At 58.7% G+C, this 17,069-nt stretch carries 16 protein-coding genes, 1 pseudogene and 1 riboswitch; of the genes and pseudogenes, 9 read left to right on the top strand and 8 right to left on the bottom strand.

The window, feature by feature from the left end:
• Complete coding sequence (locus ACIP6G_RS15125) at nucleotides 1-477, bottom strand: GNAT family N-acetyltransferase (RefSeq protein ID WP_400291099.1); 477 nt, start codon at nucleotides 475-477, stop codon at nucleotides 1-3.
• 111 nt (nucleotides 478-588) lie between these two features.
• Between ACIP6G_RS15125 and ACIP6G_RS15130 the strand changes: the two are divergent.
• The 5 genes and pseudogenes from ACIP6G_RS15130 to ACIP6G_RS15150 form a co-directional block, all read left to right on the top strand.
• Nucleotides 589-1,662: pseudogene (locus tag ACIP6G_RS15130) on the top strand (IS3 family transposase); the annotation flags it as partial.
• A 260-nt stretch (nucleotides 1,663-1,922) separates the two neighbouring features.
• On the top strand, nucleotides 1,923-2,405 hold the full coding sequence (locus ACIP6G_RS15135; RefSeq protein WP_400291281.1) for an amidase domain-containing protein: 483 nt from the start codon (nucleotides 1,923-1,925) through the stop codon (nucleotides 2,403-2,405).
• A gap of 33 nt (nucleotides 2,406-2,438) precedes the next feature.
• Nucleotides 2,439-2,858, top strand: a complete 420-nt coding sequence (locus ACIP6G_RS15140; RefSeq protein WP_400291101.1) for a hypothetical protein — start codon at nucleotides 2,439-2,441, stop codon at nucleotides 2,856-2,858.
• 14 nt (nucleotides 2,859-2,872) lie between these two features.
• The gene (locus tag ACIP6G_RS15145; RefSeq protein ID WP_286134707.1) at nucleotides 2,873-3,139 is read left to right on the top strand and encodes an ATP-binding protein; all 267 of its coding nucleotides are present in this window, start codon (nucleotides 2,873-2,875) and stop codon (nucleotides 3,137-3,139) included.
• A gap of 558 nt (nucleotides 3,140-3,697) precedes the next feature.
• Entirely contained in the window at nucleotides 3,698-3,961 is a 264-nt protein-coding gene (locus tag ACIP6G_RS15150) for a hypothetical protein (RefSeq protein ID WP_286134701.1), read from the top strand.
• 44 nt (nucleotides 3,962-4,005) lie between these two features.
• Here ACIP6G_RS15150 and ACIP6G_RS15155 read toward each other — a convergent pair whose 3' ends face one another.
• From ACIP6G_RS15155 to ACIP6G_RS15165, 3 genes are all read right to left on the bottom strand, one after another.
• The gene (locus ACIP6G_RS15155) at nucleotides 4,006-4,233 is read right to left on the bottom strand and encodes a hypothetical protein (RefSeq protein ID WP_146112981.1); all 228 of its coding nucleotides are present in this window, start codon (nucleotides 4,231-4,233) and stop codon (nucleotides 4,006-4,008) included.
• Between the two features lie 606 nt (nucleotides 4,234-4,839).
• Nucleotides 4,840-5,334: a CoA-binding protein gene (locus tag ACIP6G_RS15160; RefSeq protein ID WP_105657946.1), complete on the bottom strand. Its 495-nt coding sequence runs from the start codon at nucleotides 5,332-5,334 to the stop codon at nucleotides 4,840-4,842.
• Complete coding sequence (locus ACIP6G_RS15165) at nucleotides 5,334-6,707, bottom strand: O-acetylhomoserine aminocarboxypropyltransferase/cysteine synthase family protein (RefSeq protein ID WP_400291103.1); 1,374 nt, start codon at nucleotides 6,705-6,707, stop codon at nucleotides 5,334-5,336. The genes ACIP6G_RS15160 and ACIP6G_RS15165 overlap by 1 nt, the downstream gene beginning before the upstream one ends.
• A gap of 115 nt (nucleotides 6,708-6,822) precedes the next feature.
• Nucleotides 6,823-6,917: riboswitch (SAM riboswitch) on the bottom strand.
• A gap of 111 nt (nucleotides 6,918-7,028) precedes the next feature.
• Between ACIP6G_RS15165 and ACIP6G_RS15170 the strand changes: the two genes are divergently transcribed.
• The 3 genes from ACIP6G_RS15170 (at nucleotide 7,029) to ACIP6G_RS15180 (ending at nucleotide 8,827) form a co-directional block, all read left to right on the top strand.
• The gene (locus ACIP6G_RS15170) at nucleotides 7,029-7,589 is read left to right on the top strand and encodes a histidine phosphatase family protein (protein WP_400291105.1); all 561 of its coding nucleotides are present in this window, start codon (nucleotides 7,029-7,031) and stop codon (nucleotides 7,587-7,589) included.
• 114 nt (nucleotides 7,590-7,703) lie between these two features.
• The gene (locus ACIP6G_RS15175; protein WP_332595234.1) at nucleotides 7,704-8,201 is read left to right on the top strand and encodes an RNA polymerase sigma factor; all 498 of its coding nucleotides are present in this window, start codon (nucleotides 7,704-7,706) and stop codon (nucleotides 8,199-8,201) included.
• A complete protein-coding gene (locus ACIP6G_RS15180; RefSeq protein ID WP_400291107.1) occupies nucleotides 8,198-8,827 on the top strand; it encodes a methylated-DNA--[protein]-cysteine S-methyltransferase in 630 nt (209 codons plus the stop codon). The genes ACIP6G_RS15175 and ACIP6G_RS15180 overlap by 4 nt, the downstream gene beginning before the upstream one ends.
• A gap of 98 nt (nucleotides 8,828-8,925) precedes the next feature.
• Here the strand turns inward: ACIP6G_RS15180 and katG are convergent, their stop codons facing one another.
• Together katG and ACIP6G_RS15190 are read right to left on the bottom strand one after the other, a co-directional pair.
• On the bottom strand, nucleotides 8,926-11,109 hold the full coding sequence (katG, locus tag ACIP6G_RS15185; RefSeq protein ID WP_105657950.1) for a catalase/peroxidase HPI: 2,184 nt from the start codon (nucleotides 11,107-11,109) through the stop codon (nucleotides 8,926-8,928).
• 103 nt (nucleotides 11,110-11,212) lie between these two features.
• Nucleotides 11,213-11,641, bottom strand: a complete 429-nt coding sequence (locus tag ACIP6G_RS15190) for a Fur family transcriptional regulator (protein WP_388024594.1) — start codon at nucleotides 11,639-11,641, stop codon at nucleotides 11,213-11,215.
• Nucleotides 11,642-12,306: 665 nt separating this feature from the next.
• Here ACIP6G_RS15190 and ACIP6G_RS15195 point away from each other — a divergent pair.
• A complete protein-coding gene (locus ACIP6G_RS15195; RefSeq protein ID WP_400291110.1) occupies nucleotides 12,307-14,178 on the top strand; it encodes a BCCT family transporter in 1,872 nt (623 codons plus the stop codon).
• 80 nt (nucleotides 14,179-14,258) lie between these two features.
• Here ACIP6G_RS15195 and acs read toward each other — a convergent pair whose 3' ends face one another.
• Nucleotides 14,259-16,220, bottom strand: coding sequence for an acetate--CoA ligase (gene acs / locus ACIP6G_RS15200; protein ID WP_400291111.1), 1,962 nt, complete (start codon nucleotides 16,218-16,220; stop codon nucleotides 14,259-14,261).
• Nucleotides 16,221-16,276: 56 nt separating this feature from the next.
• Nucleotides 16,277-17,041 (bottom strand): ABC transporter permease, encoded by a 765-nt coding sequence (locus ACIP6G_RS15205; RefSeq protein ID WP_388024657.1) that lies wholly within the window; start codon nucleotides 17,039-17,041, stop codon nucleotides 16,277-16,279.
• Between the last annotated feature and the right edge of the window lie 28 nt (nucleotides 17,042-17,069).

A 17,069-nucleotide genomic window follows, 5' to 3' on the forward strand; every position in this document is an offset into this window, starting at 1 on the left:
CTATTCCAGTGTGTAGTACTCAAGCATGTCATCACGTTTTTCCAGTCTGAATCCTCGACTGGTGAGCAGTCGGGTTGAAGCAGTGTTAGCCGGAGCTACGCGGGCACTGAATTTCGTAATTCCGTATATCTTGGGAATTGAAAACAGGGTGCTATCGAGCACGGCTCCACCAACTCCTCGCCCCCATTGATCTGGAGATACCCAGTAACCGACCTCCACGCAACTTTCCTGCCGGGTGCAAAACACGAGGCCCACTGCTGCATTTGCTTCAGTAGCTAGGAACCATCGAGAGCCCCCCACAGTGTCGAGTGGTTCATGTTGGAGGGATTGCTTAACACAGGCGTTGATGGTTTGCCGGTCCCATGGCTCCCCATACCCAATAAAACGAGCTACACGTTCATCCGAGGCCATGCTGGCAAAGAATTCGGTGTCTGCGCTGCGAAATGGACGCAGGGTAATTGATTGTGAGCGCGACATCCAAAGCCTTTCGATGTCGTAAATTTAAAAAACTCTTAAATGCATTAAACAGTACTAGACCTACCTATGGCGCTCTTATTTCAAATAGAGGTCAATGAGCGCTCAGAATCCCGCGCCGACCGCGCCGAGCGTCCCATAGCGGAAACCGAAGAACACGGCCCAGTGAAACGGTCCACAACGAGAACCTGCGCAAAGAACTGTTGAAGGTGAAACGGGAGAACGGCTTCATAAAAGTTGTCGGAGCCTATCGCGCCTCGAACAGTAAGGAGTAAGCGCGGTCTTAGACTTCATCGAAGCCCACATAGGCGAGTATCCAGTGAACTGGATGGGTAGGAAACCCAGAATTCCAGGGGCAGTCACTACCGATGTCTGAACGTCTGCCAAGAGCTGAGCGAAGCCTAAGTCCTGCGAGCACACCGCACGAAACTGCTCCAGGACGAGTGTGAGGCGTCCAACCAGGTCGCCGGTGGCGGACAATTAGTGGATTTGATCCGCAAAAACCATGAGGAAGACATCTCGACATCCACGGTGATGTCGCTCATGAAAGAGCTGAGAATCCGGGCCAGGCGGATGAGCGCCTTCAAAACCACGACCGTGCGTGAGCGCCAATCCCGGACGGTGCGTATAGAAAACCATAGGGTCGACAATCTCGGCATGCGTGACTTCCGCTCCTCGCGGCTTGCGGCGAAACTGTTAGGCGATATTGCCTGCCTGCGCGCCGGTGAAGGCTGGTTGTATTTGGCGACGGTGATCGATTTGAATTCGCGACAGATCGTGGGCTGGTCAATGGGTAAGAACATGTAAACGTAGTTGGCCATTGACGCGAGGGGGCTTGCTGCGTCGCAGGCGTTCATCCAGTTTGGTAGTGTGTTCCATTCAGACCGAGGCCCAATGTACCTCGGCGCGTTCCAGAGGTGGTGTGCTGCGCACAGGGTGCGGTAGTCGACGGGACGCGCCGGGGTGTCCCTGGGATAATTCCGTCGCCGAGTCAGCCTTCTGGACGATCAAGAAGGAAATGTTCCACCACAGGTTCTTCAGCAGCAGGGTGGCTGCGTGTGCCGCAGTGAAGGAGTGCATCGCGGTTTGGTGCAACCGGAAGTGCCCGTATACGGCAAATGGCGGAGTTAGCCCCAGGCGGTTCTGGACTCGTATCAGGAAAGGGATCCTCTAGCTTTGACGGCTTGAGGAAATGTACAAAAAGATCAAAGTTCGTGTCCCAAAAACTTGACCAGCTCAGGAGCGAGCTCATCCCTTATGAGCTAACAATCGACGACACTGGCAAGATCCAAAACATCGTAGTGAAGGATGATGAGTATCTTGTCTCGCAGTCTGCGGCACTAGCTCTAGCTACCGAAGAAGAGGAAATCGAAGTTGACCCCACTGTCCCTGGCAGCGAGGAGGACAGTGGGGCATTAATCAATCCTCTCCCCCTGAACGTCGCCGAAATGGCGGCTTCAAAGCTTAGTTCGTCCAACAAGACGAAAGTTGCAAACTACGCAATCAAGTGGGCTAAGTCGTACAATCCTGCCTATAAGAGGCACGGCTACGACTGTACTAATTTCGCTTCCCAAGCGCTTTATGCAGGTGGATGGAAGAAAATTGAAGGCTACTACAAGAGCAACTCGAAATGGTTTGGCAATGGTGTCATGACCAGCTGGACTTGGAGCGGTGCTGAAAATTTCTATCGTTTTGCCCGGAATGAATCAAAGCGGGCTTCACGTCTTGCCAGTGTCTACAGCCTCGTTCCTGGAGATATCCTTCAGTACAAAACGAACGGTGCCAAGATTAAGAATATGACGCACACCATGGTGACCACTAAGAAAATCAATGGTGTCCCATACCTCTCGTACCACAGCAACGCTACTTTGAATAAGCCCTTCACTCAGCTGAAACCACTGAATGTAACTTGGTACGCGCATAGGATCTAGTCGTACAGCTCATTCGATTTGCAAAGGTCATTTGTGTACAAAAAACGCATCTCAAAGATTATTGCCCCACTACTGCTGTTTCCGCTAGCTCTTTCGGCAGCAGGGTGTTCAGCCGATAGGAAGCAGGCTTGTGACGGAGGAAAATCCGTCAGCGATCCACAGGAAGCAGTTCGAGTACTACTTGAGGCTGCAGAAACAACTGACCATGACAAAGCGTGTTCAGTGATCATGGACAAATTAGACGAAACAGTCATGAACACACAGCTAGCTGCGCTGAAGACCGACATGGATTCGGTAGAAGTCACCTCATCCAACTTCACGATGGTCGAGTTCGAGCGCGGCGGTCCAGCACACTTCTACCATGTGTATGCTGATCAGCCTGATAAGTCCGGGGACCTTACGTTCATGGACGTTGGCAAAGGATCGCGAATAGTATTTGGCGAAAACTACTGAGTCACTACCGTATTATCAAGCCCCGCGATAAGGACGTAGACCCTGAATCTCATTCAGGGTCTGCGTCCTTTCAGCTGATTGCTCATCGATATGAGCAGGGGTCGGTGCTGGTGACCTCGAATATGCCTTTCGGCCGGTGGGGTGAGGTTTTCGGTAATGATGTTGTTGCTTCGGCGATGCTTGATCGTTTGGTTCATCATGCGGAGGTGTTGTCTTTGGCTGGGGATTCATATCGGGTGAAGAACCGTCAGGATCTGCTGCGCAACGCTGAGCAGGTATAGAACAAATTGGGTGTGGAGGGGTCAATTTTCGATTGGCGGTAGGGGGTCAATTTTCAGTTAGCGTTGATAAACTTTGGCTACGAATCCCGCTGTGGGTTCTGAACATGCGAGCATTCCCCGTTCAGGATAGTCGTGGACGTTAGACGCAGGCTAGGTATGCCATGAGGTTCTCGTCCCGTTGAACACCCTGGGTCCTCGCAAGCTCGTCTCCAGGGTGTGTCGGGCGTCCGCTGGCGTGTCCGGTTGGTGGCCCGGACTTCGTCCGGTCTTTTCCTGTTTTTGCTGCTGTCCTTCGGAGTGTACGGGCCACCTCCAAACCCACAAGCCACTCGCTGCGCTTCGGGCGTGCTCCACCAGAAATTCTTGGTCCGCGCTCCTTCGTCGCTTCTTTCGGCCCAAGATTTTCGTGGATTGCGCCCCCCTGACGGGTTGATGGGTTTCCGGCTGGCCCCGCTTCATTTCTTTTCGCCAGCAGGCAGAAAAACAACCGGGGGAGGGCTTCGACGGGAGGCTGGCAATCTGCCCCACTTTCCGTGAAGCGAAAGGATGCAAAAACCTATGCAGACCACGACCAAAGACAGCCGCGAAACCGTTACCGTCCCGGCAACTGTCGAGCGCGACATGTACGGCGAAATGTATGACTGGATGGAATCGCTGGCCGGTACCGGGTGGTACGAAGTTCCAGGGTGGGGACGCGACGGATGGGACCTGGGATCCTGGCCTTACATCATCTTCGCCGCGACGAAGACGACCGATGAAACCGGGAAGCTGTGCGGATACACCACCTACGTGGAAGGCGACGTAACTGGTCAAAAGAACTAGGCCGTCCGGCAGAACGCTCCGATTATGGACAAGGGGAGCAACAGCTAGGAAGCCTTTTTGGTTTCCTTGGTAGCAAACCAGCCGGGCAAGCTAATCAGCAGCCCCACGACACCAACAATCGCCACCACCCAAAGAGCCGGGGCAGGCCATGAGTCCAGGTTGTTCTCATCCATGATGACCCCCGTAGAATACAGGGCAATCCCGCTGCATACCAAGGCAGTCAAGCTCATCCCGAGGGCCACGGACCATAGGGTTCTTCGATTTGCATCCACTGTCTGCTCCTTCGTATCTCCAGTCAACTGGCGCACCTCCAGTCAACTGGCGCACCTCCAAGGAGGCTTCTGCTTCCGGAGAATTCTGAATAGTGCGTCAACCCAGAGTACTGTCTCCGATGCCTCTTAGCTGGGTGCCGCAGATGGAATCCTCGCCCAGAGAAATTTCAACTCCGTGCAGCATCGAGGGTGCGGCACCATGCTATTGCGAGATGCTGGAATGTTCTCGGGCCAGGGGAATTGAGTTTTCATATAGCAGTGCGGGCGGGATTTTTCTTCTTTCGTTCGCGCTCGTAGCGAATCGAAATCGATTCTCTCTGCCTGTTTTAGGGTTTGGGTCGTTTGGCCTTGCGTTGCAGTGCTGTGGTTTGCAGATTTTTCGATCTGTGATTGAACGCGTCGAGCACTTCGGGGCCACACCCACGGCATGCCGTGGGCCAATTGCGTCGACCATGGTTCGGCAGAGGTCTTGTTCTTCCTTCGGAATGCTCCGTGCAAAAGTTCAGCGTCGTTGACCAAACCGGCCATTTCCGGGGAATTGCCGCAGAAAAATGGGTGCATGCAACGCAATGTTGCATGCACCCATTTCCTGGAATCTTGGACTCCCTAGGCAAGTACCTGGCGCTTGGAGGAAATGACGCCGGTATTGAATCCAGCCAGGCGCAGGCCGCCGTGGAAGCGGGCGTGCTCGATCTTCACGCAGCGGTCCATGACCACATTCATGCCCGCGGCCTCGGCGCGCCGGGCCACTTCCTCGTGCCAGGATCCCAGCTGCAGCCACAGGGTCTTCGCGCCTACGGCCAGGGCCTCGTCCAACACGGTAGGCAGGTCATCGTGCTTGCGGAAAACCTCCACCAGATCCGGGGTCTCCGGCAGATCGGCCAGCGACTTGTACACCGGCTGGCCCAGGATCTCATCGAGTACCGGGTTGATGAAATACACCTTGTACTTGGAGGAGGAGAGCAGGTAGGTAGCCACAAAATAGCTGGCGCGCGATGGCTTGTTCGAGGCGCCGACAATGGCGATGGACTTGGTGTCACGCAGGATCTCCAGGCGCTGTGCGGCTCCCGGGCCTTCCCAAGCGGTATCAACGGCAGTCATTAGATTGCTCCCTTCGAAGCGGTTGGCAATGCGCAGGCGGAACCGTCGTAGGCCGGTGCCTCGAACCCTGCGGCGGAACCGGCAATCGCTTCCTGCGAAGCGGCCAGCGCCTGGTCCAGATCCCAGAGGATGTCCTCGACATCTTCCAGTCCTACCGACAGGCGGATCAAATCTTCTGGCACGCCAGCGGAGACCAGCTGCTCGGCGCTCAGCTGCTGGTGGGTGGTGGAGGCCGGGTGCAGCACCAGGGTGCGGGCATCGCCGATGTTGGCCAGGTGGCTGGCCAACTGCAGGGCTTCGATGAACTTCGAGCCGGCTTCGCGCCCGCCCTTCACCCCGAAGCTGAAGACCGAGCCGACGCCCATGGGCAGCAGCTCCTTGGCCTGCGCGTGCTGCGGGTGGGATTCCAGGCCGGCATAGTTCACGTAGGTCACGCGCTCATCGGCCTGCAACCAGGCAGCGACCTGCTTCGCGTTGGACAGGTGGTTGTCCATGCGCTGCGGCAAGGTCTCCAGGCCCTGCAGCAGCTGGAATGCGGACTGGGCCGGCAGAGCCGGTCCGAAGTCGCGCAGCTGCTCGCTGCGCAGCTTGGTCAGGAAGCCGTACTCGCCGAAGTTGTCCCACCAGGAGACGTTGCCGTAGCTGGCAACCGGTTCGGTCATGGTGGGGAACTTGCCATTGCCCCAGTTGAACTTGCCCGACTCGATGACCACGCCGCCCAGGGTGGTGCCGTGCCCGCCGATGAACTTGGTGGCCGAGTGGATCACGATATCCGCGCCGTGCTCGATAGGGCGCAGGATGTACGGGGGAGTGAGCGTCGAATCGACTACCAGCGGGAGATCGTGGCGGTGCGCCACCTCGGCCAGGCCCTTCAGGTCAGCGATGTCGCCGGACGGGTTGGCCACCACCTCGGTGTAGACGGCCTTGGTGTTTTCCTGGATCGCCGCTTCGAAGTCGGCGGGATCATTGGAGTCGATGAAAGTGGTGTTGATGCCGAAGCGGCGCAGCGAGACATCGAGCTGGGTGATGGTGCCGCCATAGAGCTTCGAGGAAGCCACAATGTGGTCGCCTGCCTGGGCCAAGGCCGCGAAGGTGACGAATTCCGCGGCCATGCCCGAGCCGGTGGCTACCGCTCCGATGCCGCCTTCCAGCGAAGCCATGCGCTCTTCGAAAGCCGCTACGGTCGGGTTGCCGATACGCGAGTAGATGTTGCCGTACTTCTGCAGGGCAAAGAGGTTGGCCGCATCGTCAGCGTCCTTGAAGACGAACGAAGTGGTCTGGTAAATCGGCACTGCGCGTGAGCCATGCTCGGCATCGGGGGTGCCTCCGGCATGCAATGCGCGGGTGCGGAATCCAAACTTGTGATCTGCCATGGTGGCTTACGACTCCTTGTCGATTGGGGTTTCGCGGGCACCGCAGGGCGGGCCGCGATCGAGGCAGGAATCCCGGAATCAATGTCGCTTCCTGCTGTGGTCCAACGGGTAGGCGGCTGCATCGTTTCTGGCGGTAGCACCGTAACCACCGGATGTGGCAGGTTGCTGCGGCGTCATCGAACCAGATCTCTCAGCCGCTCGGGATGGTGTAATAATCTTCGCAACATGACCGTTCGTGACCCAACTATGAGTCGTAACGTTGCGTATTGGAGCTGTTGTCGGAGATTCTTCGATACCTATTACCCTGGTTAGGCTGGAGTCATGGATACTTCGCTGGCACTGGTGCGACACGGGCAGACCGATTGGAACCTTGCAGGGCGCCTGCAGGGGCGTACCGATATCCCGTTGAACGCTACCGGGCGCGAACAAGCTCGCGAGGTCGGGCGCCAGCTCATCGGCCAGAACTGGTCGCTGGTACTTGCTTCGCCCTTGGAACGTGCCCGGGAAACTGCCGCGCTGATTGCCCAGCAGATCGAGGCCGAGACGGGGAACGCTGTTCCGGAACTCATTGAACGCGGCTTCGGCCCGCTGGAAGGCCGGATCATGGCCGAGGTCAGCGAAGCGGAATCGGCTGCTGCCAAGGACCTGCGTGAGCCGCGTGCCCAGATCTTGAGCCGTGCGGTGCCAGCGCTGCTGGACTTGGCCAGCAGGCATGCCGGGCGCAAGGTCATGATTGTCAGCCATGGGGCCACCATGCGCACCATCCGTGACGCATTGGCCGGAACCACGGATCCCCAAGGCGTGGAAAATGGCGAAATGCTCCACTTGGACTTGATCCGCCTTGAGCAGATCGCCAGCGAATTGGATCTGATGGCATTCTAGGAATCCATGGGGTCTCTGCGTGAAGGAAATTTTTTTCATTCACGCCTCACAAAATGGTCTCCTCGTACGTTTACATGGTGAGAAGCCATGAAGGCGCAAAATGCCAGGAGATCCATGCAAGCACCGTTCGAGCGGATAGTCCAGGACTATGGACTGAACGTCCTGCGCGTTTGCCGTGCCCTGCTTGATGAGCATCGCGCGCAAGACGCCTGGTCCGAAACGTTCCTTGCCGCGCTCAAGGCGTACCCGCAATTGCCTGAAGACGCCAATGTCCTGGCATGGCTAGTGCGTATTGCCCGGAACAAAGCCATTGACGAGTTGCGCAGGAACAAGCCGGAAATCCTCATCGGCCAAGACGTGGACAGCCTGGCCCCATCGGCCCAGCGGCCGGATCTGCAGTTGGAGAACCTGCAGCTGTGGCATGAGGTGAACCAGCTTCCTGGCAAGCAGCGGCAGGTGGTGGCCTACCGCTATCTGGGCGGAATGAGCTACGCGCAAATTGCCGGAATCCTTTCCGGCACCGAAGCTGCCGCCCGGCGTTCGGGCGCCGATGGGATCAAGAATCTGCGGGCCCGGATGGATGACCAAGAACTATGGAGGGAGCAGCCATGAACGGAATAAATTATCGGCAGCAGGCTACGGCCGCTGAAGCGCAAATCCTCGACTCGCTGCAGGGCCGGCTCGTTGAGCGGGCCCGTGCACGGGAACTTGTTGATGTTGCCTATCGCGTGGTCGATAGCCCCGTGGGGGCCTTGCTGCTGGCCAGCACCGATGCCGGGCTGGTCCGGGTCGCTTTTGAATCCGAAGGCCATGACCGGATTCTGGAGGTGCTCTCGGAAAGGCTCAGCCCGCGGATCCTGCGCGACAAGTCGAGCCTGGATGGTGCCGCCCGGCAACTGGAGGAGTATTTCGCGGGCCAGCGGCATGGCTTCGATCTTCCGGTGGACTTGCAGCTCTCCACCCAGTTCCGCCGCCAGGTGCAGCTGGAACTGGGTCATATCGATTACGGGCATACCCTGAGCTACGCCCAGCTGGCGCAGCAGATCGGCAAGCCGAAGGCGGTGCGGGCCGTCGGTTCAGCCTGCGCCACCAACCCGATTCCCATCGTGCTGCCCTGCCATCGGGTGCTGCGCACCGATGGTTCATTGGGCGGCTACCTGGGAGGCTTGGAAGCCAAGTCCGAGCTGCTGAAGCTGGAGAACCCGGACTTCGCCAGCGGCGCCGCGACGCTGTTCTGACGGGCAACTCCCGCATGAAACAAGTGCTGGGCTGCTGCCTCCCTTGCGGGAAGCAGCAGCCCAGCACTAATTGCTACGGGCTCGCGGCCCAGCAGCTGCTACTTGCTGCGCAGTTCGAAGCGATCTGCGTCCATGAGCTTGGCCCAAGCGGAGGCGAAGTCATTGACGAACTTCTCCTTGGCATCATCCGAAGCGTAAACCTCGGCCAGTGCACGCAGCTCGGAGTTGGCACCGAAGACCAGATCCACGCGGCTGCCGGTCCAGCGGCCATCGGTGGTGGTGTAGGTCTGCTCGTCAGCGGATGGGGTCCATTCCAACCCCAGCTCCAGCAGGTTCGCGAAGAAGTCGTTGGTCAACGCGCCTGGGGTGTCGGTGAAGACGCCCAAGTTGGAGCCGTCCCAGTTATTGCCGATGACGCGCAGTCCACCGAGCAGTACGGTCGCTTCCGGTGCCGAGAGGCCCAGCAGATTCGCGCGGTCGATCAGCAAGTACTCGCTAGGCAGCTTGACGAAGCCCGAGTCGTAGTTGCGGAATCCGTCGGAAACTGGTTCCAGCCATGCGAACTGGTCAACGTCGGTTTGCTCCTGGGTTGCGTCTACGCGGCCCGGGGTGAATGGAACCTCGACCTGCTGGCCAGCTGCCAGGGCTGCCTGCTCGACTCCGACGTTGCCGGCTAGGACAACGACGTCCGCGAAGGAAGCCTTGATCCCGGAAGTGGCGTTGAAGTTGTCAACAATCTCTTCCAGCTTGGCAATTACCGGTTTGAGCTGCTCAGGCTGGTTCACGCTCCAGGAGACCTGTGGTTCCAGGCGGATGCGGCCGCCGTTAACGCCGCCGCGCTTATCCGAGGTGCGGAAGGTCGAAGCGGCCTTCCAAGCCGTGGATACCAGCTGCTGGACGGTCAGTCCCGAATCGTTGATCAGGGCTTTAAGTGCGGCAACTTCAGTTGCACCCAAGGTGGTCTGCGGAGCTGCTGGCAGTGGATCCTGCCAGAGCAGGTCCTCAGCAGGAACCTCTGGGCCGAAGTAGCGGGACTTCGGGCCCATGTCGCGGTGGGTCAGCTTGAACCATGCGCGGGCGAAGGCGTCTGCGAACTGGTCTGGGTTCTCCTTGAAGTTCTTGGAGATCGGGCCGTAGACCGGGTCGAAGCGCAGGGCCAGGTCGCTGGTAAGCATGCGTGGCTCGCGGTGTTCCAAGGTCTCGAATGCAGGCTGGACCAAGCCGGCTCCGCCATTGTTGACCGGGCGCCACTGCTTGGCGCCTGCTGGGGATTCAAACAGTTCCCATTCGTAGGCGAAGAGGATGTGGAAGAACTCGTTGTCCCAGCGGGTTGGGTGGTAGGTCCAGGTGACTTCAAGACCCGAGGACACGGTGTCCGCGCCCTTGCCGGTGCCGTGGCCGTTCTTCCAGCCCAGTCCCTGCATTTCAAGCGGAGCTGCTTCTGGATCCGGGCCGATCTTGTCATCGGCATGCGCGCCGTGGGTCTTGCCGAAGGTGTGGCCACCGGCGATCAGCGCGACGGTCTCCTCGTCGTTCATGCCCATGCGGCGGAAGGTTTCGCGGATGTCTACGGCCGAGGCCAGCGGATCCGGATTTCCGTCAGGACCCTCAGGATTCACGTAGATCAGGCCCATCTGCACTGCTGCCAGAGGAGCATCCAGGTCTCGCTTGCCGGTGTAGCGTTCGCTGTCCAGCCAGACCTTTTCCGGGCCCCAGTAGACATCGTCATCTGCTTCCCAAACGTCCTTGCGGCCGCCGGCGAAACCGAAGGTCTCGAAGCCCATGTCTTCCAGAGCCACGTTGCCAGCCAGCAGGATAAGGTCGGCCCAGGAAATCGACTGGCCGTACTTCTTCTTCACTGGCCACAGCAGGCGGCGAGCCTTGTCCAGCGAAACGTTGTCAGGCCACGAGTTCAGCGGAGCGAAGCGCTGCTGGCCTGCGCCGCCGCCGCCGCGGCCGTCGTGCGAGCGGTAGGTGCCTGCGGAGTGCCAAGCCATGCGGATGAAGAACGGGCCGTAGTGGCCGAAGTCTGCTGGCCACCAGTCGTGCGACTGGGTCATGATTTCGGTCAGGTCGGCTTTTACTGCCGACAAGTCGAGGGCATTGAAGGCTTCAATGTAGTCGAAGTTCTCGTCCAGCGGGTTGGAAACCTGCTGGTTCTTGGCCAGAATCCTCAGATTCAGCTTATTCGGCCACCATTCGGTGTTGGCATTGCCCTGGGTAGGGTGAATTCGACCCGCGCCGCCAACTACTGGGCACTGACCTGCAGTCATCTCAGACATGTGCTCTTTCCTTCCGGATTGTTTAGGGTTTATCTGGTTTTATCCATCGCACAGCAGCTGCGCTGATGACGATGGCAAATCTAGGGGTTTACTTAGACAGCAACTATGCGTTCGCAGCCTGGCAATCCGGGCAGGTGCCCCAATAGATCACTTCGGCTTCATCAATGCTGAACCCGTGGTCATTGGAAGCATGCAGGCACGGGGCGCCGCCGACAGCGCAGTCGACGTCCGCCAGCGTTCCGCACTGGCGGCACACCACATGGTGGTGATTGTCGCCAACGCGGGCTTCATAGCGGGCGGTATGGCCCTGTGGCTGTATCTGCCGAATGACACCCAGTTTCGTGAAGAGCCTGAGTGAATCGTAGACAGCTTGGTGCGACACATTGGGGTGATCTTCACGGACAGCCGAAATGATGGTTTCGGTATCCGCGTGCGGGTGCGCCGCGACGGCGGAAAGTACCGCAACGCGCGGTTGCGTGACCCGCATCGATGCCGCCTTCAGCACCTGCTCGATCCCTGCCTGTGATGTCATGTACCCAGCATGCCTGCTTATTTTGAATCAGTCAAGATAAGTTCCAGTGTATTTCGCGTTAAAAGTGGGTGGACTCCAGCTGACTGGTTGAATCGATGCTTCATTAGTAAGTATTCCGTATGATGCATGTTCAAGCGTGATGTGCTTCTGGGGGAGGAAAATTACGAAATCGCAGACATTTCACCCGAAATAAGAAAGCGAATAGTGCGTGGTTTTATCTTGGGAAATATTGCGGTCCAATTGATGATTCCACGGGTTCGGGGAGCGAAAAATCCTGTGGGGCGAGGAAGCTCACATGGATGGCGCTGCCAGCGTAAACAATGTGATCCCGGGGTGCTGAAGATCCGGAAACGGCGAGAAATCAAGGATCTGATTTGACCCTTGATGAGATGTCGACCATGCTGGAAAAGGCCCATTTTGGGATTTATCGTGTCAAAATCGTGCTAAATCGAGTCAACTCGCAGGAATAATTCGCGGGATATTAGCGGAGAATAGTTGTTTCTTTCAGGCTGCTTCAACGCGAGATTTAGACACAGTGGACCGACACCCGAAAAGCAATTCGCAATCAATCACACTGCATGGCGATCGTTTACTCGAGAGGCGATGGCTCGGCAGATTCCGCCCGGATCTTATCCGCGGGATCTCACCAGTGAAGGAAGACCGCAATGAAGCAGACGGATCAATCAATCGGCGACCTCGTTGAGGAACTGCATTCAGTTCGTCACAGACGACCTAAGAAGTACTCACTTTCCGGTACGGATTACTGGGTATTCGGAATCGCCGGCGCTCTAGCGCTGGCCTTTATTATTTGGGGTTTCGCTAGCCCCGAAGGGCTGGGCAAGGCCTCCAGCGCGGCCCTTGACTGGGTTATCACCAACACTGGCTGGCTTTTTGTCATTGCTGCCGCGGTTTTCGCGGTCTTCGCCATCGTCGTAGCGGCCAAGAACTTTGGACGCATCCCGCTGGGCAAGGACGGCGAGACGCCAAAGTTCTCCACGGTCTCGTGGATCTCGATGATGTTCGCAACCGGCATGGGCATCGGCTTGGTCTTCTACGGCGTGGGCGAGCCGCTGTACTTCTACATGTCGCCTCCTCCGGGAACGGTGGAAGGTTCCACCAGTGATGCATTGAGCACCGCTATGGGCACCACGCTCTTCCACTGGACCTTATTCCCATGGGCCATGTACGCCATCGTTGGCTTGGGCATGGCTTACGGCAGCTTCCGGCTGGGACGCCCCCAGCTGTTCTCAGCCATGTTCAGCTCGATCTTCGGCGACCGCGCCATCCATGGTTGGGGCGGGCGCACCATCAATATCCTGGCCATCATCGCCACCCTCTTCGGCTCGGCTTGCTCGCTGGGTCTGGGCGCATTGCAGATTGGCGGCGGCATCCAGGCCACTGGGATGATGGAGAAGGTCGGCTCCGGCGTTCTGGTTATCATCATTGGCATTCTGACGGCATTGTTTGTCGCTTCTGCCGTTTCCGGCATTGAGCGCGGTATCCAGTGGTTGTCCAACACCAACATGGTATTGGCATTGATCATCGCATTGATCGTTTTCATTGGCGGCCCAACTCTGTTCATCCTGAACGTCATTCCCAATGCCATTGGCGCTTTCATCGGCGACTTGCCGGAGATGGCTTCGCGTACGGCTGCCGGCGATGGTGCAATGTCTGATTGGCTGTCCTCGTGGACTGTCTTCTACTGGGCATGGTGGATCTCTTGGAGCCCATTCGTAGGCTTGTTCATCGCCCGCATTTCCCGTGGCCGCACTATTCGCCAGTTCGTCACCGGCGTGCTGCTCGTTCCATCCAGTGTCACCCTGATTTGGTTTGCAATCTTCGGCGGTGGCGCAATCGGTATTCAGGAACGCGCTGAACGCTCCGGGGAAACCGGGGAAAAGCTGGCCAGCATTGTTGATGGCGCACCAGACATCAACTTCGATTTGATCCTCTTCGACATGCTTGGCAGCCTCCCGCTGTCGGGCTGGATGGCTACCGTGCTGATGGTCGTCACCGTGCTGCTGATTGCGATCTTCTTCGTGACCGGCGCAGACTCGGCCTCGATCGTGATGGGTGCGCTCAGCGAACGTGGCGCTGAAGAGCCATCCAAGAAGGCCGTGATCTTCTGGGGCGTGGCCACCGGCGCTGTGGCCGCGGTGATGCTGCTGGCTGGCGGCGATCATCCGGCGGAGGCATTGACCGGGCTGAAGAACATCACTATTGTTTCGGCGCTGCCATTCGTGATTGTGATGCTCCTGCTCTGCGTGGCGTTGTGGAAGGACCTGAGCAAGGATCCGCTGGTGCTTCGCGGCAAGGTGGCTCGAAAGGTCCTGGAGCAGTCCGTGGGCCAGGCGGTTGACCGCCATGAGGGTGGCCAGTTCAGCTTGATGACCACCGAAATCCCTTTGGTCAGGGCCGAGGGAAGGGCCTCCGAAGTGAAGCTTTTTGCCACCGAAGCCACCGCTGACCCGGTGCAGGACGGCAAGGGCAGCGCGGCCGATGACCAGAGCCAGAAGCCAACGGCCGGGGATTCCTAACCGGCAAATCAAATGAAGCTTCTTCCCCAGCCGGGGAAGAAGCTTCATTTGTTTAACCCCAAGGGGCTTGGGAGCAGCGATTAGCCGCGCGCGCGGCAGATCGCGTTGATCTCCGGAATGCACGGCTCATTCTGCAGGCTCGTTGTGTCGCCGAGCGTGGTGCCCTCGAACAGCTGGGTGAGCAGGCGGCGCATGATCTTGCCCGAACGGGTCTTGGGCACATCTGGAACCAAGACGATTTCCCGCGGCTTGGCAATCGGGCCGATCTGCACCGCGACGGTATCACGGAGTTCAGCAATGAACTCGGCCTGCCGTGCAACGAGCTGCTCGTCAGGCGACTCGGCAACCAGGGTCTTGTCCAGCGGTACCACGAAGGCGGTTGCAGCGTGTCCGGTCTTGGAATCCGGGGTGGGGCAGACGCCGGCTTCCACCACGCCGGGGTGGGTGACCAATGCCGATTCGATTTCAATGGTGGAAAGCCGATGGCCGGAAATATTGATCACGTCGTCGGTGCGGCCCAGGATGTAGATATCGCCGTCCTCATCGAAGCGGGCACCGTCGCCAGCCAAGAACCAGCCCTGCTCTACGTATTGTTCCCAGTAGCTGGTGTAGTAGCGCGTCGGGTTGCCCCATACGGTACGGGCCATCGACGGGCCAGTGCGCGTGATGACAATATTGCCCTGCTGGTTGGCCGGCACGCTCAGGCCGCCGTCATCGACAATGTCCACCGAGATGCCCGGCAGCGCGCGTGCGGCGCAGCCTGGCTTGAAATGTCCATCGGTCGGCAGGGGGGAAAGCACGGTCGCGCCGGATTCGGACTGCCACCAGGTGTCAACCATCGGCAGTCCTGCTTCGCTGTCCCGGCCGATCTGCTGGCGGAACCATTTCCATGCCTCGGGATTGACGGCTTCACCCACAGTGCCGCCGATCTTCACCGAGGACAGATCGTATTGAGCGGGGATGCCGTCCGGGAACCAGCCCATCAACGAGCGGACCAAGGTGGGAGCAGTGTAGTAGCTGGTGACCTTGTAGCGTTCAATGACCTCGAAGTGGCGGCCCGGGTGCGGGGCGTTGGGGACGCCCTCGTAGATTACCTGGGTGACGCCATTGGCCAACGGGCCATAGATCTCGTAGGTATGCGCGGTGACCCAGGCGAGGTCGGCGGTGCACCAGTGCACGTCCTTGGCGCGCTGGGATTCGTCCGGGTTGGCGAACAGCAGGTTGTAGCTGGCGGCCGCCTGCGTCAGGTACCCGCCGGTGGTGTGAACCAAGCCCTTCGGCTGGCCGGTGGTTCCCGAGGTGTACATAATGAACAGCGGTGTTTCCGCATCGAATGCCTGCGCGTGGTGCTCGGTGGATTGGGTATCAACCACCTCATGCCACCAGATGTCGCGGCCTTCGGTCCACGGGATTTCGTCGCCGGTGCGGCGGATAACCAGGACCTTTTCGATTTCGTTCTCGCCGGCAACGGCCGCATCGGCGTTGCCTTTGACCGGAACCGAAGTGCCACGGCGGAACTGGCCGTCGGTGGTGACCAGGACCTTTGCCTTGGTGTCCTCCACGCGGAACCTCAGCGCTTCGGCGGAGAACCCGCCGAAGACCAGCGAATGGATGGCGCCGATGCGGGCGCAAGCCAAGGTGATGACAATTGTTTCAATGAGCACCGGCAGGTAAATGACCACGCGGTCGCCCTTCACCACACCCAGGGATTCCAAGGCGTTGGCTGCCTGGGAGACCCGCTCCTGCAAATTCGTGTAGGTGACGGCTACCCGGTCACCGGGCTCGCCTTCGAAATACAGTGCGACCTTCTGGCCGCGTCCCGCAGCTACATGGCGGTCGGCGCAGTTCACTGCGGCGTTCAGCTTGCCGCCGAGGTACCAAGAAATTTCCGGTCCGCGCTTGGCATCCGGATCGGCCGGAATGATGCGGCTGGTGGTGTGCCACGGGGTGTCCCAATCCAAGAGGTTCGCCGCTTCGTCCCAGAATTCCTGGCGTGCTGCCTCTGAAACTTGAGTTGAGGTTGTTGCCAATTCGGTGGTCATCGCAAACTTTCTTTGGTGAGGGGTAGTTTTGTCAGCGGGTACTAGCTGGTCCGGTTTCAGGTCCAGCGCTTGATAGCCCAGCGTTCTGCTATCGACAGCAGGGCATCGGTGATCTTTCCAAAGACGGCCAGCAGCACGATGGTCATGATTAGGCGGTCCAATCGGCCGTTGTTCTGCGAGTCGGTGAGCAAGAAGCCAAGGCCCATTGACGCGCCGAGGAGTTCGGCTGCGACCAGGAAGAGCCAAGCTTGGGCTAGTGCCAAACGCAGTCCGGAGAAGATCGAAGGGACCACTGCGGGCAGCTGGACCGTGCGCAGCAGCTTCAATCCCTTCAACCCGAAGGCGCGGGCTGCTTCGACCAGGTGGGCATCGACATGGCGCAACGCCAAGGCGACGGTGGTAAAGACCGGGAAGAAGGCACCAATGATCACGAGTGTGACCTTGGAATCTTCACCCATTTTCATCCAGAGCACCAGCAGCGGAACCCAAGCCAAGGAAGGGACTGCACGCAGGGCGCTGATGCTCAGTCCCAGAAATGCATCTGCCAATTTGGACAGCCCGACAAGCGCACCCAGCGCCAAGCCCAGCAATGATCCGAAGGCGAAACCGAGAAGAACACGCTGAGTGGAGATGCCGATGTGCTTTCCGAGTTCGCCATCCTGGAAGAGCTCAATGGCAGCAGAAACCACTGAACCCGGAGTTGGCAGTGTCCACGGAGCAACGATTCCGGTAACGGTGACAAATTGCCACACAGCCAGGGTGGTCAGCGGCAAGACCAGCGCAAGCAGCCATTTCGGGGCACGCAGGATCGTTGCGGCCATGCTGGCCTTCTGCTTGGCAGGTGTTTGG

Origin of the sequence: Glutamicibacter sp. NPDC088483, assembly GCF_044753145.1 — a bacterium.
GTDB lineage: Bacteria > Actinomycetota > Actinomycetes > Actinomycetales > Micrococcaceae > Glutamicibacter.